General features: G+C 64.1%; 20 protein-coding genes and 3 pseudogenes. 19 read left to right on the top strand and 4 right to left on the bottom strand.

Annotated features, from left to right (window positions below):
- Positions 1-94: 94 nt before the first annotated feature.
- The 9 genes and pseudogenes from MKK62_RS16700 (at position 95) to MKK62_RS16740 (ending at position 9,087) form a co-directional block, all read left to right on the top strand.
- A complete protein-coding gene (locus MKK62_RS16700) occupies positions 95-595 on the top strand; it encodes an Hsp20/alpha crystallin family protein (protein ID WP_240258770.1) in 501 nt (166 codons plus the stop codon).
- A pseudogene (gene dnaK / locus MKK62_RS16705) lies at positions 580-2,463 on the top strand (molecular chaperone DnaK). The gene MKK62_RS16700 and the pseudogene dnaK overlap by 16 nt, the downstream one beginning before the upstream one ends.
- Before the next feature lie 3 nt (positions 2,464-2,466).
- A complete protein-coding gene (locus MKK62_RS16710) occupies positions 2,467-2,988 on the top strand; it encodes a nucleotide exchange factor GrpE (RefSeq protein WP_240258769.1) in 522 nt (173 codons plus the stop codon).
- Positions 2,989-2,995: 7 nt separating this feature from the next.
- Positions 2,996-3,925, top strand: coding sequence for a DnaJ C-terminal domain-containing protein (locus MKK62_RS16715; protein WP_240258768.1), 930 nt, complete (start codon positions 2,996-2,998; stop codon positions 3,923-3,925).
- A complete protein-coding gene (locus tag MKK62_RS16720) occupies positions 3,922-4,239 on the top strand; it encodes a chaperone modulator CbpM (protein ID WP_240258767.1) in 318 nt (105 codons plus the stop codon). Before MKK62_RS16715 ends, MKK62_RS16720 begins: the two co-directional genes overlap by 4 nt.
- Complete coding sequence (locus MKK62_RS16725; protein ID WP_240258766.1) at positions 4,221-6,710, top strand: ATP-dependent Clp protease ATP-binding subunit; 2,490 nt, start codon at positions 4,221-4,223, stop codon at positions 6,708-6,710. Before MKK62_RS16720 ends, MKK62_RS16725 begins: the two co-directional genes overlap by 19 nt.
- 13 nt (positions 6,711-6,723) lie before the next feature.
- Positions 6,724-7,170, top strand: coding sequence for a thioredoxin (gene trxA, locus MKK62_RS16730; RefSeq protein WP_240258765.1), 447 nt, complete (start codon positions 6,724-6,726; stop codon positions 7,168-7,170).
- A gap of 2 nt (positions 7,171-7,172) precedes the next feature.
- On the top strand, positions 7,173-7,430 hold the full coding sequence (locus MKK62_RS16735; protein WP_240258764.1) for a UBP-type zinc finger domain-containing protein: 258 nt from the start codon (positions 7,173-7,175) through the stop codon (positions 7,428-7,430).
- Complete coding sequence (locus tag MKK62_RS16740; RefSeq protein ID WP_240258763.1) at positions 7,423-9,087, top strand: FAD-dependent oxidoreductase; 1,665 nt, start codon at positions 7,423-7,425, stop codon at positions 9,085-9,087. Before MKK62_RS16735 ends, MKK62_RS16740 begins: the two co-directional genes overlap by 8 nt.
- A gap of 27 nt (positions 9,088-9,114) precedes the next feature.
- Here the strand turns inward: MKK62_RS16740 and MKK62_RS16745 are convergent, their stop codons facing one another.
- Positions 9,115-9,666, bottom strand: a complete 552-nt coding sequence (locus MKK62_RS16745) for a TetR/AcrR family transcriptional regulator (protein ID WP_240258762.1) — start codon at positions 9,664-9,666, stop codon at positions 9,115-9,117.
- A 193-nt stretch (positions 9,667-9,859) separates the two neighbouring features.
- On the opposite strand from MKK62_RS16745, the gene MKK62_RS16750 reads away from it, so the two are divergent.
- From MKK62_RS16750 to MKK62_RS16785, 8 genes and pseudogenes are all read left to right on the top strand, one after another.
- Positions 9,860-11,074, top strand: coding sequence for a cytochrome P450 (locus MKK62_RS16750; RefSeq protein ID WP_240258761.1), 1,215 nt, complete (start codon positions 9,860-9,862; stop codon positions 11,072-11,074).
- 50 nt (positions 11,075-11,124) lie between these two features.
- The gene (locus MKK62_RS16755; protein WP_240258760.1) at positions 11,125-11,928 is read left to right on the top strand and encodes a crotonase/enoyl-CoA hydratase family protein; all 804 of its coding nucleotides are present in this window, start codon (positions 11,125-11,127) and stop codon (positions 11,926-11,928) included.
- Positions 11,929-12,027: 99 nt separating this feature from the next.
- Positions 12,028-14,334: a putative bifunctional diguanylate cyclase/phosphodiesterase gene (locus MKK62_RS16760; protein ID WP_240258759.1), complete on the top strand. Its 2,307-nt coding sequence runs from the start codon at positions 12,028-12,030 to the stop codon at positions 14,332-14,334.
- A gap of 167 nt (positions 14,335-14,501) precedes the next feature.
- The gene (gene mug, locus MKK62_RS16765) at positions 14,502-15,026 is read left to right on the top strand and encodes a G/U mismatch-specific DNA glycosylase (RefSeq protein ID WP_240258758.1); all 525 of its coding nucleotides are present in this window, start codon (positions 14,502-14,504) and stop codon (positions 15,024-15,026) included.
- Between the two features lie 31 nt (positions 15,027-15,057).
- On the top strand, positions 15,058-15,279 hold the full coding sequence (locus tag MKK62_RS16770; RefSeq protein ID WP_240258757.1) for a hypothetical protein: 222 nt from the start codon (positions 15,058-15,060) through the stop codon (positions 15,277-15,279).
- A 417-nt stretch (positions 15,280-15,696) separates the two neighbouring features.
- Positions 15,697-16,767 carry an IS110 family RNA-guided transposase gene (locus tag MKK62_RS16775; RefSeq protein WP_240258159.1) on the top strand — a complete coding sequence of 357 codons (1,071 nt, stop codon included), beginning with the start codon at positions 15,697-15,699 and terminating at the stop codon, positions 16,765-16,767.
- Positions 16,768-16,781: 14 nt separating this feature from the next.
- Positions 16,782-17,441, top strand: a pseudogene (locus tag MKK62_RS16780) (response regulator transcription factor); the annotation flags it as partial.
- 3 nt (positions 17,442-17,444) lie between these two features.
- A pseudogene (locus MKK62_RS16785) lies at positions 17,445-17,747 on the top strand (winged helix-turn-helix domain-containing protein); the annotation flags it as partial.
- On the opposite strand, the gene MKK62_RS16790 reads toward MKK62_RS16785, so the two are convergent.
- Positions 17,729-19,141 carry a sensor histidine kinase gene (locus MKK62_RS16790; protein ID WP_240258756.1) on the bottom strand — a complete coding sequence of 471 codons (1,413 nt, stop codon included), beginning with the start codon at positions 19,139-19,141 and terminating at the stop codon, positions 17,729-17,731. The pseudogene MKK62_RS16785 and the gene MKK62_RS16790 overlap by 19 nt on opposite strands.
- Before the next feature lie 129 nt (positions 19,142-19,270).
- Here MKK62_RS16790 and MKK62_RS16795 point away from each other — a divergent pair, with 129 nt between their 5' ends.
- Together MKK62_RS16795 and MKK62_RS16800 are read left to right on the top strand one after the other, a co-directional pair.
- Positions 19,271-19,459: a hypothetical protein gene (locus MKK62_RS16795; protein ID WP_240258755.1), complete on the top strand. Its 189-nt coding sequence runs from the start codon at positions 19,271-19,273 to the stop codon at positions 19,457-19,459.
- Positions 19,460-19,634: 175 nt separating this feature from the next.
- Entirely contained in the window at positions 19,635-21,413 is a 1,779-nt protein-coding gene (locus MKK62_RS16800) for an NAD-binding protein (protein WP_240258754.1), read from the top strand.
- Here MKK62_RS16800 and glnA read toward each other — a convergent pair whose 3' ends face one another.
- On the bottom strand, positions 21,414-22,850 hold the full coding sequence (glnA, locus tag MKK62_RS16805) for a type I glutamate--ammonia ligase (RefSeq protein ID WP_240258753.1): 1,437 nt from the start codon (positions 22,848-22,850) through the stop codon (positions 21,414-21,416). It lies immediately after the preceding gene.
- 92 nt (positions 22,851-22,942) lie between these two features.
- Positions 22,943-23,686, bottom strand: a complete 744-nt coding sequence (locus tag MKK62_RS16810; RefSeq protein ID WP_240258752.1) for a glucose 1-dehydrogenase — start codon at positions 23,684-23,686, stop codon at positions 22,943-22,945.
- Positions 23,687-23,689 lie beyond the last annotated feature (3 nt).

Here is a 23,689-nt window from a genome sequence, read left to right on the forward strand (position 1 = left end):
GATTGTTGTACGAGAACGTGTTCAGCCCATGTGCATGACGAGTCGACCGTGGATCCGGCGAGGCAGCTAAACCACGAGTTTGAAGGAGACGCTCATGGTGTTCATGAATTTTGATCAGCTGCCGGAGCAGGACGGGACGACGGTCGTCAGTGGCGCACGAATGCCGCGGCCTCTACCGATCGAGATGGTACGGCGCGGCGACCAGCTGATGGTGGCCATCGACCTGCCCGGTGTCGACCCGGATGATGTCGAAGTCACCGTCGAGCGCAACGTCGTCGAGATCGGCGTCCGCCGTCAGGCGCTGCATCGGGCGGGCGACAACGTCATCGTCGACGAGCGGCCGCACGGCGGATTTCGCCGGCGGCTATTTCTCGATGCCGACCTCGAACCCGGCGACATGACCGCTGCCTGCGAGCGCGGCGTCCTCATGCTCACCATCCCGGTATCTCAAGCGAGTACACCCCGAAAAGTGGAGATCAACAGTGCCGACGAACGCCGGCAGGCGCTGCGCACCGGTTCGTCGCAACCACGCGCCGTGAGCACGCGAGAAGGCACAGTCGCGAACGAAAGGACTAAAGCATGGCAACCGCAGTAGGCATTGACCTAGGCACCACCAACTCCGTGATTGCGGCCTGGCAAGGCGGCGAGCCGGTCGTGATCTCCAACGCGGAAGGAGCCCGGACAACACCCTCGGTGGTCGCGTTCACCGAGAGCGGTGAACGGCTGGTGGGCCAGCTGGCGCGCCGGCAATCGATCATGAATCCGAAGGGAACCATCTATTCGGCCAAGCGGTTCATCGGCCGCCGCTTCGACGAAATCTCAGAAGAGGCCAAGGCGGTCAGCTTCGACGTAGCCGAGGGCCCGAATGGCGAAGCGCGCTTTGACATTCGCGGAAAGTTGTATTCGCCCGAGGAGATCAGCGCGCAAGTGCTTCGCAAGCTCGTCGACGACGCGGGCAAGTTCCTCGGTGAGCGGGTTCGCGAAGCGGTCATCACCGTACCCGCGTATTTCAACGACGCTCAGCGCAATGCCACCAAGGACGCGGGCCGGATCGCGGGCCTGGATGTGTTGCGCATCATCAACGAGCCGACGGCTGCCGCGCTGGCCTACGGTCTGGACAAGAAGGGCCACGAGACGGTACTAGTGTTCGACCTCGGCGGCGGCACGTTCGACGTCAGCCTTTTGGACGTCGGTGATGGTGTCGTCGAAGTTCGCGCGACAGCCGGTGATTCCCATCTCGGTGGAGACGACTTCGACCGTAGGCTCGTCGACTTCCTCGCCGACGAGTTCAAGCGCGAGAACAACATCGACTTGCGTTCGGATCCCCAAGCGCTGCAACGTCTCTTCGAAGCCGCAGAGCGGGCGAAGGTCGAACTGTCGTCGGTGGCTCAGACAGCGGTGAATTTGCCGTTCATCACGGCTGACGCAAACGGCCCCAAGCATCTGACGATGACCGTCAACCGATCGAAATTCGACGATCTGACCCACGACCTGGTCGAGCGCACCATGGGGCCGGTTCATTAAGCGATGGCAGACGCCAAAGTCTCGGCGAACGACATCGACGAGGTCATCCTGGTCGGCGGGTCGACTCGTATCCCCGCCGTCCAGGGTCTCGTGCGCCGGCTCACGGGCGGCAAAGATCCGAACATGAGTGTGAACCCCGACGAGGTCGTCGCGATGGGCGCGGCAATCCAGGCCGGGGTGCTCAAAGGTGAGGTGTCGGACGTTTTGTTGCTTGACGTCACACCGCTTTCGCTGGGCGTGGAGACCGCGGGTGGACTGATGACAAAGATCATCGAGCGCAACACGACGATCCCCGCGAGGCGCAGCGAGGTGTTCACCACAGCCGCTGACAACCAACCCGCGGTCGACATCGTCGTCCTGCAGGGCGAGCGCGAACTAGCAGGGGATAACCGGGTTCTCGGCCGGTTCAAGCTGGAGAACATCCGACCCGCACCGCGCGGTGAGCCGCAGGTCGAAGTGGTCTTCGATATCGACGCCAACGGGATCCTGAACGTCACCGCGCGGGACAAGGACACCGGGGCCGAGCAAGGCATCACGATCAGCGAGCAGTCGAACCTCGACCAGAGCGAGGTCGAGCGAATGGTTCGCGAAGCAGAGACGCACCGCCGTGAAGACGAAGAACTGCGTAGAAATGTCGAAGCGCGAAACGAACTCGACTCGGCTGCATATCAAGTCGAGCGCAGGCTCGCCGAACTCGGCGAGGCCGTCGCCCCGCACGACCGCAGCCGAGCGGAAATGCTGATCACCGATGCGCGCCAAGCGGTCAACGAACAGGCACCGCTGAACCGGCTTCAGCAGTTGACATCTGAGCTGCAACAGATGCTGTACGGCTTGCAGCCCTCACCGACCGCTGGGACCAACGGCCAGGAACCGGGAGATGGGCGGGCCGCGCAGCCGGCCGACGATGACGTTGTCGACGCCGAGTTCGACCGGAGCTAGCCGATGGCCAGCCCTGATCATTCGGGCCCCGAAGATACGCGGTCCGGAACGACAAATACTGCGCCGGGACCGAATTCGCCCGAGTCGGATTCCAGCGCCGAGCTGTCGCAACTCGAGGACCGCTGGCGCCGTGCGGTTGCTGATCTGGACAACCTACGCAAGCGCTACACCCGCGAACTAGACCGTGAACGAGCCGCGGAGCGGTCTCGCGTCGCCGGTGCGTGGGTGCCGATCGTCGACGATCTCGAGCGTGCCCTCGCCCACGACGGCGGGCAGCCGAACGCGGTGATCGAGGGCGTCCGAACGATTCTCGACCAGGCGGTGAAGGTACTCGACCAACTCGGCTACGCGCGTGACGACCAGACGGGTGTGCCTTTCAACCCCCAGCGTCATGAAGTCGTTGGCGTGGTCGACGCGCCCGATACCGCACCCGGCATCGTCATGGAGGTACTGCGTGCGGGATACGGGGAGGGCAGCAACCAGCTTCGGCCGGCCGCCGTTGTGGTCAGCCGACGTGAGGAGTGACCTTTAAGTGGCACGCGATTTCTACCAAGCCCTCAGGGTGTCCCGGGATGCCACCCCCGACCAGATTCAGCAGGCATTTCGTTCGTTGGCGCGCAAATTTCACCCCGATGTCAACAAGGATCCGGGCGCTGAGGACAGGTTCAAAGAGATCAACGAGGCTTACCACGTCCTGTCCGACCCGGAGACACGCAAACGGTACGACCGGTTCGGCGACGATTTCCGGCATGTCCCCGACGACTGGGAAGAGCAGGCGCGCGCAGGTGCCGGGATGGGTGGCCAAGGGGGTTTTCGCGGGGCGCCAGGGGGCGGACGGGTCCGTTACAGCACAGGAGGCTTCGGTGCCGGAGCGGGTATCAACATCGAAGATCTCTTCGGCGACATGTTCAGCGGCGGTGGGGGTTTCGGTCCGATCCCGGGTGCTGACCAAGAGGCTGAACTCGAGCTGACCGTCGAGGAGGCCTATCGCGGGGGCAAGCGACAGATCTCACTCGGCGGCCGCAACTACATGGTGAACATCCCGGCCGGCGTGGTCGATGGACAACGTATTCGACTGGCTGGGGAGGGCGGTCGCGGCCGCGGCGACGGTCCGCCAGGCGACCTATACCTGGTTGTCCACATCAAGCCGGACAAACACTTTCGACTCGACGGGCGCGATATCGTCGCGGACCTGCCGCTGTCGCCGTGGGAAGCGGTGCTTGGCGCCACGGTGGCAGTTCGGACGCCGGGTGGCGAGGCGAAAGTGAAGGTGCCCCCCGGCTCGTCCACCGGCAGACGATTGCGGTTGCGCGGGGAGGGAATGCCCAACCCGAAGGGAAAACCAGGCGACCTGTTCGCCGAAATCAAGGTCATGGTGCCGGCCAAACCGACTGCGCGGGAACGGGAACTGTTCGAGCAATTGGCTGTGGACTCCACCTTCGACCCGAGGAGGTCTCGATGACGGCACCCCGTTATGCGTTGGCGCGGCGGCCGGGGTGGTCGGTTGACCACATGGCGCATCGATCTGGCCTGCACCCGGACATGGTCCGCCGACTGGTCGCGCTTGGCCTGCTGCCGTGCACACCGGATGTCCGCGGCGAGCCGTTGTTCGACCCGTCCGCGGTAGCCGTCGTCGCCCGGATCCAACGCCTACGAACCGGTTTGGGCCTCAACTACGCGGCGATCGGGCTGGTTCTCGACCTGCTCGACCGTATCGAGCAACTCGAATCAGCGTCACGCGGAGGAAGGACTTTGCTGTGGACGTCAACCGTCTGACGCAGAAATCGCAGGAGGCCCTGCAGGAAGCGCAGAACATCGCCACCCGAATGGGCCACATAGAGGTCGACGGCGAGCACCTCTTGGCGGCACTGATCGACCAGCCCGAAGGCCTGGTGCCGCGTCTGCTCAGCGCTGCCGACGTCGACGTCGCGGCATTGCGCGCGGATCTTCAGCGAGAACTGGAACGCAGACCCAGGGTCAGCGGTCCGGGCGCGACGCCGGGCCAGGTTTCCGTCACCCGGCGCCTCGCGAGGGTGCTGGAAGCCGCCGAACGGGAAGCCAAGCGGCTCAAGGACGACTACGTCTCCGTCGAACACCTCGTGATAGCACTGGCCGAAGAGGGCACGTCGACGGCGGCAGGGCGAATCCTGGCGAGCCACAATGTGACTCGTGACTCCTTCCTGGCAGCGCTGACAACGGTCCGTGGCAACCAGCGGGTAACCTCCGCGACACCGGAGGGTTCCTACGAGGCCCTGGAGAAGTACGGGCGTGACCTGGTCGCCGAGGCACAGTCAGGCAGGCTCGACCCGGTGATCGGCAGGGATTCCGAAATTCGCCGGGTGATCCAGATCCTGAGTCGCAAGACCAAGAACAATCCGGTGCTGATCGGCGACCCGGGGGTCGGCAAGACGGCCATCGTCGAGGGGCTCGCGCAGCGGATCGTGCGCGGCGACGTCCCGGAAGGTCTGCGGGACAAGACCATCTTCTCTCTGGACATGGGCTCGTTGGTGGCGGGCGCGAAGTACCGCGGCGAATTCGAAGAGCGGTTGCAGGCGGTGCTATCAGAGGTGAAGGCCGGGGAGGGCCGCATCCTGCTGTTCGTCGACGAGTTGCACACCGTGGTCGGCGCAGGGGCGACGGAGGGTTCCCTGGACGCCGGAAACATGCTCAAGCCGATGCTTGCGCGCGGCGAACTGCACATGATCGGTGCGACCACACTCGACGAATACCGCAAGCACATCGAAAACGACGCCGCGCTGGAACGCCGATTTCAAACGGTCGTGGTCGACGAGCCCGACGTCGAGGACACCATCTCCATCCTGCGTGGACTGCGCGAGCGCCTCGAGGTCTTCCACGGCGTCAAGATCCAGGACGTCGCGCTGGTGGCCGCCGCCACGCTGTCGCACCGCTATATCACCGACAGGTTCCTTCCCGATAAGGCGATCGATCTCGTCGACGAAGCATGCGCACGGCTACGGACCGAAATCGATTCGATGCCAGCCGAACTCGACGAGATCACCCGGCGCGTCACCAGGCTGGAGATCGAAGAGGCCGCGTTGTCGAAGGAGGCCGACCCGGCTAGCCAGACTCGGCTGGAAGAACTTCGCAAGGAGCTGGCGGACCTGCGCGCGGAGGCCGATTCGATGCAGGCGCAGTGGGACGCCGAGCGGCAGGCGATCAAGCGCGTTCAGGAACTCCGTGAGCAACTGGAACAGCTACGGCGAGGCGCCGAAGAAGCGGAGCGCAACTACGACCTCAATCGTGCCGCAGAGCTGCGCTACGGCGAAATGCGAGAAGTCGAACGCAAACTCGCGGCCGCCGAGGAGCAGTTGAGGTCCAAGCAGGGCCAACGGCGGCTGCTCCGCGAAGTCGTCACCGAGGACGAGATCGCCGAGATCGTCTCCGCGTGGACCGGCATCCCGGTGTCGCGGCTGCAGGAGGGCGAGCGGGAAAAGCTGCTGCGACTCGACGAGATACTGCACGAACGGGTGATCGGTCAGGACGAGGCGGTGCAGCTGGTCGCCGACGCGGTGATCCGCGCGAGGTCCGGAATACGCGATCCACGGCGGCCGATCGGATCGTTCATCTTCCTCGGGCCCACCGGAGTCGGCAAGACCGAACTCGCCAAAACCCTTGCCGCAGCGCTTTTCGACACCTATTCGGTTGTGCTGTTCGATGAGATCGAGAAGGCACACGCCGATGTGTTCAACACGCTGTTGCAGGTGCTCGACGACGGTCGGCTTACCGATGCGCAGCGCCGGCACGTGGACTTCCGCAACACGGTGGTGATCATGACATCCAACATCGGATCGCATTATCTGTTCGACGGCGTGACCGGCGACGGCGAGATCAAACCTGACGCACGGGAACGCGTGATGGCCGAGCTGCGTGGACATTTCCGCCCCGAGTTTTTGAATCGCGTCGACGACATCGTGTTGTTCACGCCGCTGGCAATCACACAGATCGAACGGATTGTCGAGCTCCAGCTCGAGGACCTGCGGAAGCGATTGGCGGAGCGGCAGGTTCAGCTCGACATCACCGCGGAGGCCGGTCGGATGATTGCCGAGCGCGGCTACGACCCGGTATACGGCGCGCGGCCTCTGCGTCGCTACATCGCGCACGAGGTCGAGACCAAGATCGGGCGTGCGCTGCTGCGGGGCGAGATCCAGTCCGGCGGCGTCATCCGCATCACGGTCGTTGACGGCGACTTGGCGGTCACCTACTCCGAGTCCGCCGTGGCGGCCTGACGAGAGCGCGAATATGCAATCCAACGTCGTGGCATGTCCGAACTGCGGGACACGCAACCGGGTTCCCGCCGTCGCGGACGGCAAGCCGCGCTGCGGCCACTGCCGTCACTGGTTGCCCTGGATTGTCGACGCCGGCGACCAGGATTACGCGGACGTCGTCGAGAAGGCCGCTGTCCCAGTCGTTGTCGACCTCTGGGCCACGTGGTGTGGACCGTGCCGGATGGTGAGTCCCGCCCTGGAGAAACTCGCCGCGGAGCGCGCCGGCCAACTCAAATTGGTCAAGGTCGATGTCGACAAGGCGCCGGCCACCTCGCAACGCTTTTCGGTGCAAGCGGTACCGACGTTGCTGGTTGTCGAACGCGGCGAGATGGTGGCCCGCAAATCGGGAGCCGCATCCGTTGCGGCACTGAGGTCTTGGCTGGATCAGGCCCTGACCGGACACAGTACGAAGGAGGGATGACCATGACGTCGATCGGTTTCGACCCGGACGTTGAAGCGATTCGGCAGGTTGAGCCGCGCTCGAACGGGTGCGAGGAATGTCTTCGGCTCGGGACGCCGTGGGTGCACCTACGACTGTGTCTCACGTGCGGACATGTCGGTTGTTGCGATTCGTCGCCGATGCGTCACGCACGGGGACATGCGCACACCATCGGCCATCCCATCGTGGCTGCCATGGAGGCGGATTGGCGCTGGTGCTATGTCCACGAGAACTATGTCTGAGGCGGCGTTGCAAGAAACGCCGGATGTCTTCGGGGCCTATCCGCGGCTGAACGACGTTCAGATCTCCACTCTTGAAGCCGGTGGGCAAAAGCGTTCGGTCGGTGTCGGAGACATCCTGGTTCGCGAGGGCGAGCCCTCCGGTCGTTTTTACGCCATCCTGTCCGGGAAGGTCGCCGTCACAGTCTCGGATCCACTGGGTGAACGACGGACTATCGGGGTCCATGGTCCGCGACGGTTTCTCGGCGAAGTCGGTGACCTCGACGGAGAGGCCGCGTTCTACACCGCGCAGGTGGCGCAGGCGGGTGAGGTCCTTGTCGTCGCCGCACAGTCGTTGCGCAGCCTGGTCGCCGAGGACCCGATGCTCAGTGATGTCATCCTGCGGGCCTTCCTGCTCCGACGTACCTTGCTCATCGAAGAGGGCACCGGATTTTGGATCGTCGGATCGTGCTATTCACCGGACACCACGAGGCTGCGGGAGTTCGTGGCCCGAAACAGGCTGCCGCATCGATGGCTCGATCTTGAGCGTGACAAGCAGGCTGAATCGCTATTAGGGCGGTTCGGGGTGGCGCCGCAAGACACCCCCGTGGTGATCTGGGGTGACGAGGTCCTTCGCAACCCGCCCAATAGCGAACTGGCCCGGCGGATGGGCCTGCCGGTTTCCGACGTCAGCCACGACGAACGCGACATCGTCGTCGTCGGTGCCGGTCCTGCCGGCCTGGCCGCGGCGGTGTACGGATCGTCGGACGGGCTCAGTACCGCCGCGGCTGAAGCGATCGCCGCTGGGGGACAGGCCGGCACGTCGTCGCGGATCGAGAATTATCTCGGCTTCCCCAGCGGGCTTTCCGGCGCCGAACTGGCCGAAAGGGCGTTGATCCAGGCCGACAAGTTCGGTGCGGATCTGATGATCTCGGCCGAGGCGTGCCACCTCGAATCCGACGGCGGTAAGCACCTGGTCTGCTTTGGCGACGAGTCGTCGATCGTCGGCAGGGCCGTCATATTGGCGACGGGAGCCAGATATCGGCGGCTCAGTGTGCCCGGGATCGAGCGATTCGAGGGCAACGGAATCTTTTACGCCGCGACATTCCAGGAGGCGTTACTGTGCGGCGCCGGTCCGGTGGTGATCGTCGGCGGTGGTAACTCCGCCGGGCAGGCCGCCGTGTTCCTGGCGTCTCGGGTCGCTCGCGTGTATCTGCTTATCCGCGCCGGCGACATCGGGAAGGACATGTCGCGCTACCTCGTCGACCAGATACACCAGCAACCCCGGATTACCGTCTGCTTGCACACCGAGGTCCGCGAAATCCACGGGGACAAGCGGGTCGAAACGATTGTCGCGCAGAATAATCACACCGGCGGCGAGCGCCGCATCGATACCACGGCGCTCTTCGTGTTCATCGGTGCTGCGCCCAATACGGCATGGCTACACGGTGCGGTGTCGCTCGATGACTTCGGCTTTATAGCTACCGGTTCCGCAGCGTTGTACTCGGCCAACGGTCGAGCAGGAGTGCGCATTGCTCGCGAACCGATGATGCTCGAAACCAGCCGCCCCGGCATTTTCGCGGCCGGCGACGTTCGCAGCGGCTCTGTCAAGAGAGTGGCATCAGCGGTGGGCGAGGGATCAATAGCCGTCCGCCAGGTCGAGCAATACCTGCTGGCCTAGCGCCGACTGCCGCGGTGTGACCTGCAGCTATCCACCGCCGAAAGATGGACCCAGGAAGCGCTGGACCATAACGCGTTGGGCGGCAGCGTCTTTGACGGGCCAACACCAGAGCGCGAGGAACACCCGAATCAGCCACTGCGCCGCAAGCGGGTCGGCGTTGTCCTCACCCAGCATCTCGGCAGCGAAGCTGCTGACGACCGGCGACGTGGTCAGCCATTCACTACCAGGCCCCAGCTGCGCTGACGGCATCAGTGACACCAAGGGATCTGCCTGGATACGTTGCAGCGCAACGATTGTCGCTGTCACAACGCGCTCGGGGCCGGTGAGACCGTCGATGGCGTCGCGCACGGATCCCAAGATCCGGGTGGCTTGGATCGTCACGACGGCGTCGCGGATGGCGGCCTTGCCGCCCGCGCGGCGATAAATGGTGGCGGGCGAACAGTGGGTTTTCGCGGCCAACGCCTCGATGCTGAAGGCCTCGTAGCCGGCCTCCGCGATCAGATCGGCAGCCGCGGTGTAGAGCTTGTCCGCGGCCGCGCTGTGTCTGTCTTGTCCCAGCAGCCAGTCGTCGCGCGGCATGTGTCGATGGTGCCCTGGGCGGCGACGAAATAAAAGCTTTCTCTCACACTGAGAAACCAAAGACCATTTTTCTCATCGAAGTCCCAGGTCCGCCGTCGTAGTTGATAAGCCGGTCGCCCCGGACGAACATGTCCGCTTTTCAACTTTGTCGGACGATGTTGACCCTGCCTGCGGTGACGCCCAATCTGAAGCGGTGACAGTGCTGTCGGACCCGGACAATTTCTTTGGCACCGAGGCGCTGCAGGACCCGTATCCGCTCTACGAACGCATGCGATCCGCGGCCCCGGTGCACCGGATCGGCGAGTCCGAGTTCTATGCCGTGTGCGGCTGGGACGCGCTGATCGAAGCCGTCGAGCGGGTCGAGGATTTCTCCTCGAATCTGACCGCGACGATGGTCTACGGCGAAGACGGGACCGTGACACCGTTCCCGATGATGGAGGCGGGCAGCCCCGGCCACGCCCTGGCCACCGCAGACGACCCGACACACGCGATACATCGAAAGATCTTGTTGCCGCACTTGTCCGCAAAGCGGGTTCGCGTCATCGAGGAGTTTGCCAACGACGTCGCGCAACGACTGTGGGATGACAACCTCCGTGACGGGCAGATCGAATGGATGAGCGCGATCGCCAACCGCCTCCCGATGATGGTCGTCGCCAAGCTGTTGGGGCTACCCGAAGGCGACGTCGACGATCTCATTCGTCTGGGCTTCGCGACCACGACACTGCTCGACGGTGTCGTCACCCAGGCTCAGTTGCAGGAGGCCGGGGTGGCGGCCTTCGAGTTGGCGAATTACGTCACCCAACATTTCGAAAAGTCAACTGGCACCGAGCAACCCGGACTGATACCAGATATGGCTGCTCGCTACGCCGCGGGCGAAGTGGACCAGACCGTTGCGATGAACATCATGCTGACCTTGTTCAGCGCGGCGGGTGAGTCCACGGCGTCGCTGCTGGGCAGTGCCGCGTGGATCCTGGCTGAGCGCCCGGAAATTCAGGCGCAGCTTCGCGAAAACCCAACCCTGTTGAATGCGTTCGTCGAAGAGGCGTTGCGCTACGAGCCGCCGTTTCGCGGCCACTACCGGCACGTGTGGCGCGATACCACCCTCGGCGGGGTTCCGGTGCCGGCGAACGCTCATCTGCTGCTGATGTGGGGGGCGGCCAACCGTGACCCCGCGCATTTCGAGGCGCCCGACGAATTTCGTCTCGACCGGTCCAGCGCCAAGGGGCACGTGACATTCGGCAAAGGCGCGCACTTCTGCGTCGGTGCGGCACTGGCGCGCCTCGAGGCGCAGATCGTCTTTCGGACCGTGCTCGAGCGCACGACCTGGATCGAAGCCGTCGAGGTCGGGGACTGGTTGCCCAGCATCCTGGTGAGGCGACGCAAGCGCCTCCAGCTCAAGGCCACCTGACGAGGCGGACACCCCGAGGCCCCGATGACTGGCGGAGTACATTCCCGAGCATGTCTGAAGACAGAGTCCAGGTGAAAATTGGCGCCGCCGGCGTCGCGACGGTGACCATGGTGCGCACCGACAAGCACAACGCGCTCGATCAGGCCATGTTCGAGGGGCTGACGAAGGCCGCGGAGCGGTTGGCGGGCGAACAATCCGTGCGTGCGGTCGTGCTGCATGGGGAGGGTAAGAGTTTCTGCTCCGGGTTGGACGTTGCCAGCTTCATGTCCGGTCAGGGCGGCACGGGCGTGCTGCTCCAGCGTGAGGACGGCCGACTGGCCAACTTCGCTCAGCGGGTGGCCTACGACTGGTCTTTGGTGCCGGCGCCGGTGATCGCCGCGATCCACGGCAACTGCTTCGGCGGTGGCCTGCAGATCGCTCTGGGCACCGACATCAGGATCGCCGCACCGGATGCGAAGCTCTCGGTGATGGAGGTCAAGTGGGGCCTGGTTCCCGACATGGGCATCACGCAGACCCTGCCGAGGCTGCTGCCCATCGATGTGGCAAAGGAGCTGACCTTCAGCGGCCGAATAGTCTCGGGGACTGAGGCTTTGGCGCTCGGCTTGGTCACCCGCACCAGCGAGGACCCGCTCGCGGCGGCGCTCGCGCTTGCGGAGGAGATCGCGCAGAAGTCTCCCGACGCCGTGCGGGCCGCGAAGCGCCTGTACGACGAAACCTGGGTCAGCGATGACGCCGCCGGGGCGCTCAAACTCGAATCCGAACTCCAGACCGGACTGATCGGCAAGCCCAACCAGGTCGCCGCCGTGGTGGCCGGAATGTCGGGGGAGCAGCCGATCTTCGTCGACCCGGTTTAGGCCGCCCAGCAAACCATCCACTCGGCAAAAGCGCCCCAATATGGGCATTTTCTGGCACGCTCGGTGAATCGATCTGCGAGCCAGGGAGGTCGTGGGGGCATGACCGTTCGTCGACGACTGCTGGGTGCCGGACTGCTGCTCCTCCCGCTCGTCGTCGGCATTGCGCTCGCGCTAGAACTGACCTTGCGTTGGGGCGGCGAAGGCGTGGTCCGCGCCGTCGACAGTCTGACGCTGGTGGCGTCGTCGATCTACGCGACGGCATGGGCGGTCTTTGCCGCCCGGTGTGCTGCCGGGGCCGGCCGCAGAGCCTGGACGTTGCTGTCGGTCGCGCTTGGCGTCGGAGCGGCCGGAAACGTGATCTGGGCTCTGCACCTAGGTCTGCTGCAAGACAAGCCCTTTCCGGCCTCACCGGGCCTTTGGTATCTGGCGTGCACGCTGCTCATGGCGGGGGCCTTGACGTTCTTTCCGGCCGGACCGCTGAGGGGGTCGCGGTTGCGCAACGTCCTGGACGGCATCACGGCCGGACTATGCCTGCTGCTGTTGATGTGGATAGTCGCGTTACACAGTGTCTACGACACCTACGCCGCGAATCGAGACGTGCCAGTTCTCAGAGTGCTGCTTCCGATCGGCGACCTGACGGTTCTGACCACGGTGGTACTGATCACCGGGCGTGCCGAACCGCGATATCGACGCGAGCTGTGGCTGCTCGGCGCCGCCATACTGTTGTTGACCGCCACCAATACCGGCTACGTCAGCCTCATTGCGAGCGGCCGATTCCATGCCGGTAGCCTGCTCGATCTTGGCTGGTTCGCCGCCTCGATCGCGTTCGCCGCCGCGGCACAAATGAGTCGTCGTTCTTCCTCGACTCACCGACCCGAAACGGTCTCGTCGAATACGTCGTTGTGGCTGCCGTATGTGCCGTTGTTGTTGGCCGGCACCGTGGGACCGGCGATCGTCATGTCGGGTTTTGAGTCGTTGCTCGTGCCGCTCCTGATGATCAGCGTGGTCTCGCGGCAGGTGGTGGCCGCCGCGGAGACCCGACGGCTGCTGGCCGACGCGGCTCAGCAAGCGCTGCGCGACCCATTGACCGGCCTACCCAACCGCACGCTGTTCCACGACCGACTCACCCACGCCTTGACCCTTCGTCAGCGCGACGAACGATCGGTTGCCGTCGTATCGATCGACATCGATGACTTCAAGCTGGTCAACGACAGCCTGGGCCACCCGGTGGCCGACAACGTTCTCGTGAGGGTCGGACAACGCATCGCCGACAGCGTCCGTCCCGGCGACACGGTCGCACGGCTAGGCGGTGACGAGTTCGCTCTCTTGCTCGAGGGGCCGGAGGACCAGTCCTACGTGGTCGCGGGCCGCGTCGTCGAGGCCTTCGAACAGCCACTTTTCATCGCGGGGGAAACGATCCTCGTGCGTCCCAGCGTCGGCATTGCCCTGGCGTCGCCTGACGAGCCCGATATTGCACCGCACCTGCTGCTGAAGCGGGCCGACATGGCGATGTACGCCGCCAAGCGCTCGCGCTCGTCGGGCATGCATTCTTTCAGCCCCGATATGGAACTGGCCGTGCCTGACGTCACGGAGCGGGCCGGTCGCGCTGCCGACCGGCCCGCCGCCGACGGCGCTGCGCAGATTCGCCTGCTGGGAGAGTTGCGCCGAGCCATCGATCACGCCGAATTGACCTTGGTGTACCAACCGAAGATTCATCTACGCTCTGGCCGGGTCGTAGGGCTGGAGGCGTTGTTGCGTTGGCCGCATCCGGAACTGGGCGAGTTGCGGCCGGATACGTTCATGGGCCTTGTGCGACAGCACGGGCTGATGCGGCAAGTGACTGAGTTGGTCGTAACCAAAGCCCTCGACGACGCGGTGCGGTGGCAGACAGCCGGTGTCGACACGGCGGTCGCGGTCAACGTGTTCGCCCCGGATCTGAAGGACGCGGGGCTGCCCGACGCTCTATGTGGAGCGCTCCAAAGTCGGCACCTGTCAACGGCTTTGCTCACCGTCGAGATCACAGAGGATCTGATCGTCAACGATATTGACCGGGTGACGACGGTATTGCGACGGCTGCGTGATGTGGGTATCCGGGTGGCGATCGACGACTTCGGCAGCGGGTTTTCGGCGCTGTCGTATTTGCGTGACCTGCCTGTCGACGAGGTCAAGCTGGACCGGCAATTCATCTCGTCGATCACCGACGACAAGCGTGCCGCGGCAGTGGTGCGTGCGGTGATCGACCTGACCCACGAACTGGACGTCACCGTGGTAGCCGAGGGCATCGAGGACGCCGCCACCGCGGACTGGCTGCGCGAGCACGGCTGCGACATCGGTCAGGGTTATCACATCGGTGCACCCGTCGCCGCCTCGATGGTCCCGCAGCTCATCGGCGCCCAGGCTCGATAATCCGATTGTGGCGGCAGCGCTGGCGAGTCCCGGGTTGGTCGGCGTGACGGTGGCTGCGGCATAGGTCTTTCGGGCGGGAAATAATCATCCGCGCAGGCGCGTTCGGATGCTGCGAGCGCCAGAAGCGTTGTACGTCACAACATATCGAATCGTGTGGGAGCGCGGACGTGCCCGAGTTCGAGCCGGATATCCTGACCGAGGGTCTCGATGTCGTCTTTTGCGGACTCAACTATGCCGCGAGCGCCGTCAAGGACGGCTATCACTTCTCGCATCGGAACAACCGTTTTTGGCCCGTGCTGCATCTTGCCGGTTTCACAGATTGCCGCCTCCAGCCCGCCGATCAACGCCGATTGCTTGACTACGGGTGCGGCGTGACGGCGGTGGTACAGCGACCGACGTCATCCGCCAGCGAGGTGTCACCCGTCGAGTTCCGAACCGCTCGGCCGCAATTCGAGTCGAAGATCCGCCGCTACGAGCCTCGTATGATCGCCTTCCTGGGTAAGCGAGCGCTGGCCTGCATGCTCGGCACTCCCGACGTGCCGTGGGGGAGGTTTGCCCCGGGCTTCGCCGGAACGCCGGCATGGGTACTGCCCAATCCAAGTGGTGCGAACATCGGCTTCTCGATCGAAGAACTCGTCGCCGCGTATCGCGAACTGCGCCGAGAACTTTCGAGCATGACGGGCGCGCGATGACCGGTTCGCCTACCCGTAAGATTGATCGGACATGAGAAGACGAGTCTTCCTGCCTGTGGTCGCCACGACCGTGCTCGTAGTAGCGCTGCTGTGGGTCTGGTACAACTCCGGGCAGAACAAGCTGCAGCGGTGCGTGAAAGCCCAGTCGGATCACTTCTATTCGACCAGCGAGGGCCAGGAGCTGCACCGTCATGGGACGGATCCGCCTACCGAGCTCTTTGTCCTGGAATGTAACCAACTCGGTATCCACTGACGCGCGCGTAGATCAGGCGTTCGAGCTCAGCTCTCAGCGATTTCTCAGCGGAACTGTCGTATTCATAGTCCCGACAGTTAGCCAAAGACCGAGGATGAATCGCGATGAGCGGGGCCACGACGCGCCAGTTGACGAAGGTGCCGGCGGTCACGCTGGGCGTGGTCACCGTCCAGCCACAACACATCCAGGTCTGGCCACGTAGCGTGCCGTCAGTGTCAGGGTGAGGTGCCGCAGGAGGTTGCGGTGGTTGGATCCTGATCACCTGGTGTCTGGCTCATAGCCTGCCTGCCGCCTTCGGTTGGCGTTCATGCGTTTTGCCGGCACCGGGTGTGAAGGACCGGCCGGCGTGACTTGATAGGAGCGTGGCACCGCCCCCACTGAGGTTTGTCCGCCGACCGGCCCAACCGTCACCTCACAGTGAAGGAGGCAACCCCTATGGTTGTTGTTGGAGCCGATGTTCACAAGCACACCCATACCTTTGTTGCTGTCGACGAGGTGGGGCGCAAGCTCGGCGAGAAGACTGTCAGAGCGGTCACTGCCGGGCATGCTGAGGCGGTGATGTGGGCCCGGGAACGCTTTGGCGCCGAGGTGGTGTGGGCAATCGAGGATTGCCGGCATTTGTCAGCGCGCCTGGAACGCGACTTGCTGGGTTCTGGCCAAAAGGTGGTGCGAGTACCACCGAAGTTAATGGCCCAAACCCGTGCGTCGGCACGGACCCGGGGCAAGTCTGACCCGATCGATGCGCTCGCAGTTGCGCGGGGATTCCTGCGTGAACCCGATCTGCCGGTAGCGTCCCATGATGAGGTGTCCCGCGAGCTGAAGCTGCTGGTGGATCGCCGGGAAGTTCTTGTGGCACAACGGACTGCAACGATCAACCGGTTGCGCTGGCGAGTTCATGAACTTGATCCCGAGCGCGCCCCCCGTCCTGGGTCGTTGGATCGCGCTAAACATCGCCTGCTGTTGGGCGCCTGGTTGACGACCGTTCCCGGTCTAGTCGCCGAGCTGGCCCGCGATGAGCTCGCCGACATCGACCGGCTGACCGAAGCGATCGACGCGCTGGCCAAGCGGATCGGTGCGCGAGTGCGCGCGATTGCCCCGACACTGTTGGCGATGCCCGGGTGCGGGGAGTTGACCGCGGCCAAGCTCGTCGGTGAGACGGCAGGAGTGACCCGGTTCAAAAGCGAGGCCGCCTTCGCACGGCATGCCGGGGTGGCCCCGGTACCAGTGTGGTCGGGCAACACCGCCGGTCGAGTCCGCATGACCCGCTCCGGCAACCGACAACTCAATGCCGCCCTGCACCGCATCGCCGTCACCCAAATCCGCCTCGAGGGCCTCGGACAGACCTACTACCGTCATCGATTAGCCGCAGGCGACTCCAATCCCGAAGCCCTGCGCTGCCTCAAACGCCGCCTCGCCCGCGTCGTCTTCGGCCGCCTCCACACCGACCAGCAACACCGAACTCAGCCTTGCCAACCGGCAGCGGCTTGACATAGGAGAAACACGTGAGGGTTTTGCTGGTCGAGGACGAGCCTCGGCTGTCGGCAACCCTGGCCATGGGACTCAAGGCCGAGGGCTTCGTCGTGGTGTCCGCCCAGACGGGTGTGGAAGGCCTTCACGAAGCGACGGAAAACAGCTTCGACGTGGTGATTCTCGACATCATGCTGCCCGGTCACAGCGGCTATGAGGTGCTGCGCCGGATGCGAGCCCGCGGAGTGTGGACGCCGGTGCTCATGCTGACCGCCAAGGACGGGGAATACGACGAGATCGACGCCTTCGACCTCGGCGCGGACGACTACCTGACCAAGCCGTTTTCATTCCGGGTACTCGTGGCGCGGCTACGCGCACTGGTACGTCGTGGAGCGCCCGAGCGACCGGTGGTGTTGACGGCGGGCTCCTTGTCGCTCGACCCTACTCGGCACACGGTCCATCGCGGCTCGACGCAGATCGACTTGACGCCAAGGGAATACGGTGTGCTCGAGTACTTCATGCGCAACAAGGACGCGGTGGTGACCAAAGCGCAGATCCTGAGCAACGTGTGGGACGCCCACTACGAGGGTCCTGACAACGTTGTCGAGGTATACGTCGGTTATCTGCGTCGCAAGATCGATGTTCCCTTTGGTACCAGCACCATCGAGACGATCCGCGGAGTCGGTTATCGGCTGTGCCGGCCGACCGTGTTGGCGGCGGGTTCGCTGTCAGTCGACCCCGCCCAACAAACGGTCCGACGCGACTCGACCCCGATTGACTTGACGCCACGCGAGTACGGTGTGCTCGAGTACTTCTTGCACAACAAGGGCGCTGTCGTGACCCGGGCCGACATCTTGAGCAACGTGTGGGGGCCGGATTACGAGGGCCCAGACAACGTGGTCGAGGTCTACGTGGGTTATCTGCGTCGCAAGATCGATGTTCCCTTTGGTACCAACACCATCGAGACGATCCGCGGGCTCGGTTATCGGATGTTGTGCTGAGGAAGTTCTGCCACCACCGTGGTCCCGCCTCCGGACCGGTCGCGGATTGAGACCGTACCGCCGTGCGCGGCAACCAATTCGGCAACGATAGCCAGGCCCAGCCCGCTGCCGCCGCTACTTCGGGCCCGGTCGGTGTCGAGCCGAACGAACCGCTCGAAAACCCGGCTCCGGTCCTCCCGAGGTATGCCCGGGCCGTCGTCGCTCACCGAGACCGTGACCATTCCGTCCAGACTGCCGACATCGATGTCGACTCGTGATCTGGCATGGCGGACAGCGTTGTCCACCAGGTTGCGGACAACCCGTGATAGCGCTGCCGGGTCACCTGTCAGGTGTGTCGGCGACATGGCAGTGTGAATCAAGCATTCGGCGCTGCGGCGTGCCCGGCTCGCCTCCACTTCGGCGATGTCATCCAGCTGAACCTGCTCGGTGCGCAACACCAAACTTTGCTCGTCGGCCCGTGCCAGGACGAGCAGATCTTGGATCAGCGCTCTCATCCGCTGGGCCTCGGGTAGCAGGGTGTTGACCGCGAGTTCGGCATCGAGCAGCTCGGGATGTGCCTGTGCCACTTCCAATCCGGAGATGATGGTGGCCAACGGGCTGCGCAGCTCGTGAGAGGCGTCCCCGACGAAGCGCTGTTGCGCCCGATGGCCGGCTTCCAGGCGCGACAGCATCTCGTTCATCGTGACCGCCAGAGCCGAGATCTCATCGCGACTCGCCGGCACCGGAACTCGCTCCGCCAGGTCAGATGTGGAAATTTCCGCCACCTGGCCCCGGATCGCATCGACTGACTGCAGCGAGTGACGAACGAGCCGGTAGCTCGCCCCTGCGGCCACTGCGGCGATCAACGGGCCGCCGCATGCCAGCAATAAGGCGACCGTCCGGGCGGTTGCCTCGACCTCCTCGCTACCGCCGCCGACAATCACGGTGTACTGCCCAGAAGGCGTGCTCACCTTTTGACCGCTGACCCGCATGTCGTCGTTGGGAACCGCGTCGTCGGGCATTCCTCGGTGCAGGTGCAGGTCGAAATCGCTGGTCGGAACCAGCGGTGTGTCGGGTGCCGCTCCGGCACGCTCGACAACCTTGCCGTCGGGCGAGATCAGCTGGATGGCGACGACGTGATGGTTGATGGTCAATAGCTCGCGCTGAAGGGCGTCGGTCGGCTTCGACTGCAGGGCTTCGGCGATACTGCGGACCCTGCCCGCGGTCGCATCGTCGACGTCGGTGATCAAGGAGCGGTACAGGATGACATCGAACAGTGCGCCGGCGCAGGCGAAGGCCAACAACACCACGATGCCGGACACCGCCGCTGAGCGGGCCGAGATGCCTAAGTTGCTGAGAGACGGCAACCGTCCCAGCCAGCCTCGACGCCACGGCCACACCTTCACACGTGCCATTCTGCGTGAAGTTCTGTGCGCCACCGATACTTCTCAGCGGGTTCTCAACGCCCGTTTTTCAGTCTGGCTCTCGAACGACAGTAATTGTTCTGGAATCTATTGCCAGGAAGCGTATTTGATCATGAGCGTGTGCTGCAGATGAACGTCGAACAATTGCGTCGCGTGCTCGCCGAGATCCCGGGCGACATGCCCATCGTCGTCGAGGATTGTCAGATGCGATGGATGGCCAATGCCGGCCTGTACCTGGCGCCGGCGCACATCGATTGCCGCATCTCGGGCAATAATCTTCGCGCACGTCACCATCGACGTGGAGCCTGACGTGGCACCTCGAACATTTCGTGGCGGTGACGAACGCGGGTCGAACCTGTTGCATGCGTGTGTGTTGATCTGCCTGCCAGGCACCGTCGTTCGTAGCGGTGGCGCAATCGAGCCCGGTGCCCGATAGTCATAGAAAGCCTGAACCGCAGGTGACAGCGTAGGTGGTAGCCGGACAATGGGCGAGGTCTTTCAGTTCCACCGAGAGATCATCGTCTCTGGTGACGATCCGCTGGCCAACACCATCATCGAGGAACTGCGGGGTGCCGGGGCCCGCATCATCAGAATCAGCTCGGCCGCCGAACTTCTGGCCGCCGGTGTACACCGGGCACGAGCGGTCGTCTGTGCCGGATCCAATGACGCACTGAATCTCGAGATCGCGTTGCTGGCTCGCAGATACAGCCCGAACGTCCGGGTGGTGGCCCGCATCGGCGATAACGTCCTAGGTGATGCCGTTGCCGCGGTCAGCGGTCCGGGCGCCATCCTGAACGTCGCAAGACTCGCGGCGCCCTCGGTGGTCGAGGCGGTGCTGTGCCGCAATGCGCACCAGTTCGCCACGGCCGGAATCGAATTCGTAGTGTGGGGTTCGGAGGTACGCAAGGCCGGGACGCTACGCGAAATTTACGGTGACTTGGCACCGGTCGCCGTGGTCCATGCCGAGAACTCGCCTAACCCCGGCGAGGTGGTGCCGTGTCCGGGGCGCGACCAGCAGGTCTACGCCGGTGACTGGACATCGATGATCGGCGTGAAAGACGAGCTCGAAGCTCGCGGAATCAAGGTGCCGTCGTGGACGGCGACGCGTTCGCGCAACTCCAGAATTCGACACGTCATCGATGCCCTGCGCGCCATGCGGCATGACGTCCATCCGCTGTTGGTGCCCTCGCTGGTGGGCTCGCTGGTGTTGATGCTCGGCTCGACAGCCATCGTCCGCTTCGCCTACCTCAACCCGAGGATGAGCTGGCTCGACGCCTTCTATTTCACGTCGGAGACGATCTCGAGCGTTGGCTTCGGTGATTTCAGCTTTGCCCAGCAGTCTTCGATGCTGCGGTTGTTCGCCATCGGGTTGATGTACGGCGGCGTGACGGTCAGCGCCATCCTGGTCGCCTTGATCGCCGACCTGCTGCTGTCGCGCCGATTTCTTCATACCGCCGGACTGCGGCGCGCGCGCCGGATGCGCGACCATATCGTCGTCGTCGGGATGGGCTCGACAGGGATTCGAGTCGTCACCGATCTCACCACTGCCGGCTATGACGTGGTGGTCATCGAGCAGGACGAGAACAACCGGTTCCTGCCTACTTTGGCCGACCTCGACGTGCCGGTGATCTTCGGCGACTCCACGTCGCGCTCGACGCTGGAATCGGCGCGCAGCGATCGTGCCCGCGGAATCGCGGTGGTGACTCAGGACGACATGGAGAACATCCGGACCGGCATCGTCTTGTTGGAGATGTTGGGGTCCGACACCGCTGTGCCCATCGTGCTACGGGTGCAGGGCCGTGCGCTGAGCGCCGCGGTGCGCGATCAGTTCGGGTTCGAAAACGTGCGTTCCATCGTCGATTTGGCGGCGCCGTGGTTCATCGGAGCCGCGATGGGACTGAAGGTATTAGGTACGTTCTGGGTCGGTCAGCGGTCATTCATGGTCGGCGCCATGCTTGTCGCCGAAGGCAGCGAACTCGACGGTCTGCGCATGGTCGACATGTCGACGCAGACCCGGGTCATTGCGGTCACCCGTCCGGAGGGGCCAGTGAGCTTGCGTCCTCGCCGCAACTCGCAGTTGCGAGCCGGTGACACCGTGTATCTCATCGGCCCGTATCGCGAGCTGATCGCGACCCTTCGCAAGGGTCAGCCGCCGCCGCTGACCGCGATCAATGGTGAGAGTGCGGTGGCACTTGCCGCGGCCCGGTCCACGCGACGGCCCGCAGTGCGCCTGCCGAGGTGGGCGCCCGACCCGGTCGAGTGATCACACGTCGTAGTAGAGCGCGAACTCGTACGGCGTCGGATGCAGGTTGTAGGGTGCGAGCTCATAGTCGCGCTTGTAGCTGATCCAGGTGGCGATAAGGTCGGGCGTGAAAACGCCGCCCTGGGTCAGGTATTCGTGATCCTCTTCCAGCCGGTCTATCACCGCGGCCAGCTGGGTCGGAGCCTGCGGGATCTCTGCCGCCTCCTCCGGCGGAAGCTCGTAGAGGTCCTTGTCGATCGGGGGTGGCGGCTCGATCGTGTTCTTGATGCCATCCAAACCGGCCATCAACATGGCTGCAAACGAGAGGTATGGATTCCCCGACGCGTCGGGACAGCGGAACTCCAAACGCTTGGCTTTCGGGTTGTCGCCGGTGATCGGGATCCGCACGCATGCCGACCGATTGCGTTGGCTGTACACCAGATTGATCGGTGCTTCATAGCCGGGGACTAGCCGCTTGTAGGAGTTCACCGTCGGGTTGGTGAACGCCAGCAGCGACGGCGCGTGGTAGAGCAGCCCGCCGATGTAGTGCCGCGCGATGTCCGACAGACCGGCGTACCCGTCCTTGTCGTAGAACAGGGGCACGCCGTCCGTCCACAGCGATTGATGTGAATGCATGCCCGAGCCGTTGTCGCCGAACAGCGGCTTGGGCATGAACGTCACCGATTTGCCTGCCTGCCAAGCGGTTTGCTTGACGATGTATTTGAACATCTGGTGGTCGTCGGCCGCGTGCAGCAACGTGTTGAATTTGTAGTTGATTTCGGCCTGCCCGCCGCTGCCGACCTCGTGGTGACCTTTCTCTAGGTGGAATCCGGCATTGGTCAGGTGGGTGAGCATGACGTCGCGCAGGTCGACGTAATGGTCGGCCGGGGCAACAGGAAAGTACCCCCCTTTGGGGCGAACCTTGTAGCCCCGGTTGGGGCTGCCGTCGGGCTCGCTGTCCGCTCCGGTGTTCCACCATCCCGACGCGGCGTCGACCTTGTAGAACGACTCGTTCGTGCGCGAGTCGAAGCTCACCGAGTCGAAGATGTAGAACTCGGCTTCCGGGCCGAAATAAGCGGTATCGGCGATGCCGGAGGCGATCAGATAGTTCTCCGCTTTACGTGCCACGTTGCGGGGGTCGCGCGAATACAACTCGAGGGTGAAGGGGTCGTGTACGGAGAAGTTCACGATCAGCGTTCTGGCAGTGCGGAACGGGTCGATGGTCGCAGTCTCGGGGTCGGGGAGCAGCAGCATGTCCGATTCGTGGATCGATTGGAAGCCGCGAATGGAGGATCCGTCGAACGCCAACCCCTCTTCGAACACGTTCTCGTCGAAGGCGTAGATGGGAATCGTGAAATGCTGCATGGTGCCAGGCAGATCGCAGAAGCGGACATCGACGTACTCGATGCGCTCGTCTTTGGCGAGCTTGAAGATGTCATCGGGCGTCTTGTCCGACACGGATCACCCCTTTGCTTGACTGAACCGCGCCGCGGCGGGATGCCACCATTCACGCACGCCGGGCGGCTTTCCGCATCCGGGACGAAGGGTTGCTAGGTCACATCTTTCCTGGGGGTGTCGGCGGTGACTCCGCCGTCGACGACGAACTCCGCGCCGGTCGAGTACGACGACTCGTCGCTGGCCAAGAACAGCACGAAATGTGAAACCTCGATCGGCTCAGCGGGACGGCCGAGCGCCGACTTGACGATGTCATCGGGGAAGTGGGCGGTCATCGGAGTCCGCACCAATCCGGGGTGGATCGAGTTGACCCTGATGTTGTAGCGCCCGAGTTCGAGAGCCGTCGATTTGGTTAGTCCGCGCACCGCCCACTTCGACGCGACGTAGGCATGCGCAAAGGGCGCGCCGCGCAAGCCTTCGATCGACGAGACGTTGATGATCGAGCCTCCGCCGGCGTCGATCATCGGGTCGACGACGGCCTGAGTGCCCAGGAAGGTGCCGGTCAGATTCACGTCCAAGGTGTGTCGCCAGCGTTCGAGCTCGAACTTGCGCACAGTCTTGCGGCCCGCCACGCCCGCGTTGTTGACCAGCACGTTGAGCCGCCCGAATCGGCGAACGGTCTCGGTGACCGCAGCGGTCCACTGCTCGGGCTGGGTGACGTCGAGATGTAGATAGTGCGCGTCGTCGCCGAGTTCCGTTGCGACAGCGTCACCGTCGTCGTCGAGGATGTCCGCTACGACGACCTTGGCTCCTTCGGTGATCAACAAGCGAGCGTGCTCGGCGCCCATGCCGCGGGCTCCGCCCGTGATCAGTGCGACTTTGCCGTCGACTCGTCCCACCGA

The organism is Mycobacterium paraterrae (assembly GCF_022430545.2).
Lineage (GTDB): Bacteria > Actinomycetota > Actinomycetes > Mycobacteriales > Mycobacteriaceae > Mycobacterium > Mycobacterium paraterrae.

Bases quoted from the DNA above. Each gene is read 5' to 3' on its own strand.
- MKK62_RS16800 (WP_240258754.1), top strand. From the start codon at position 19,635: ATGGGCGAGGTCTTTCAGTTCCACCGAGAGATCATCGTCTCTGGTGAC.
- MKK62_RS16760 (WP_240258759.1), top strand. From the start codon at position 12,028: ATGACCGTTCGTCGACGACTGCTGGGTGCCGGACTGCTGCTCCTCCCG.
- MKK62_RS16710 (WP_240258769.1), top strand. From the start codon at position 2,467: ATGGCCAGCCCTGATCATTCGGGCCCCGAAGATACGCGGTCCGGAACG.
- MKK62_RS16720 (WP_240258767.1), top strand. From the start codon at position 3,922: ATGACGGCACCCCGTTATGCGTTGGCGCGGCGGCCGGGGTGGTCGGTT.
- MKK62_RS16700 (WP_240258770.1), top strand. From the start codon at position 95: ATGGTGTTCATGAATTTTGATCAGCTGCCGGAGCAGGACGGGACGACG.
- trxA (WP_240258765.1), top strand. From the start codon at position 6,724: ATGCAATCCAACGTCGTGGCATGTCCGAACTGCGGGACACGCAACCGG.
- MKK62_RS16735 (WP_240258764.1), top strand. From the start codon at position 7,173: ATGACGTCGATCGGTTTCGACCCGGACGTTGAAGCGATTCGGCAGGTT.
- MKK62_RS16740 (WP_240258763.1), top strand. From the start codon at position 7,423: ATGTCTGAGGCGGCGTTGCAAGAAACGCCGGATGTCTTCGGGGCCTAT.
- MKK62_RS16755 (WP_240258760.1), top strand. From the start codon at position 11,125: ATGTCTGAAGACAGAGTCCAGGTGAAAATTGGCGCCGCCGGCGTCGCG.
- MKK62_RS16770 (WP_240258757.1), top strand. From the start codon at position 15,058: ATGAGAAGACGAGTCTTCCTGCCTGTGGTCGCCACGACCGTGCTCGTA.
- MKK62_RS16745 (WP_240258762.1), bottom strand. From the start codon at position 9,666: ATGCCGCGCGACGACTGGCTGCTGGGACAAGACAGACACAGCGCGGCC.
- MKK62_RS16790 (WP_240258756.1), bottom strand. From the start codon at position 19,141: ATGGCACGTGTGAAGGTGTGGCCGTGGCGTCGAGGCTGGCTGGGACGG.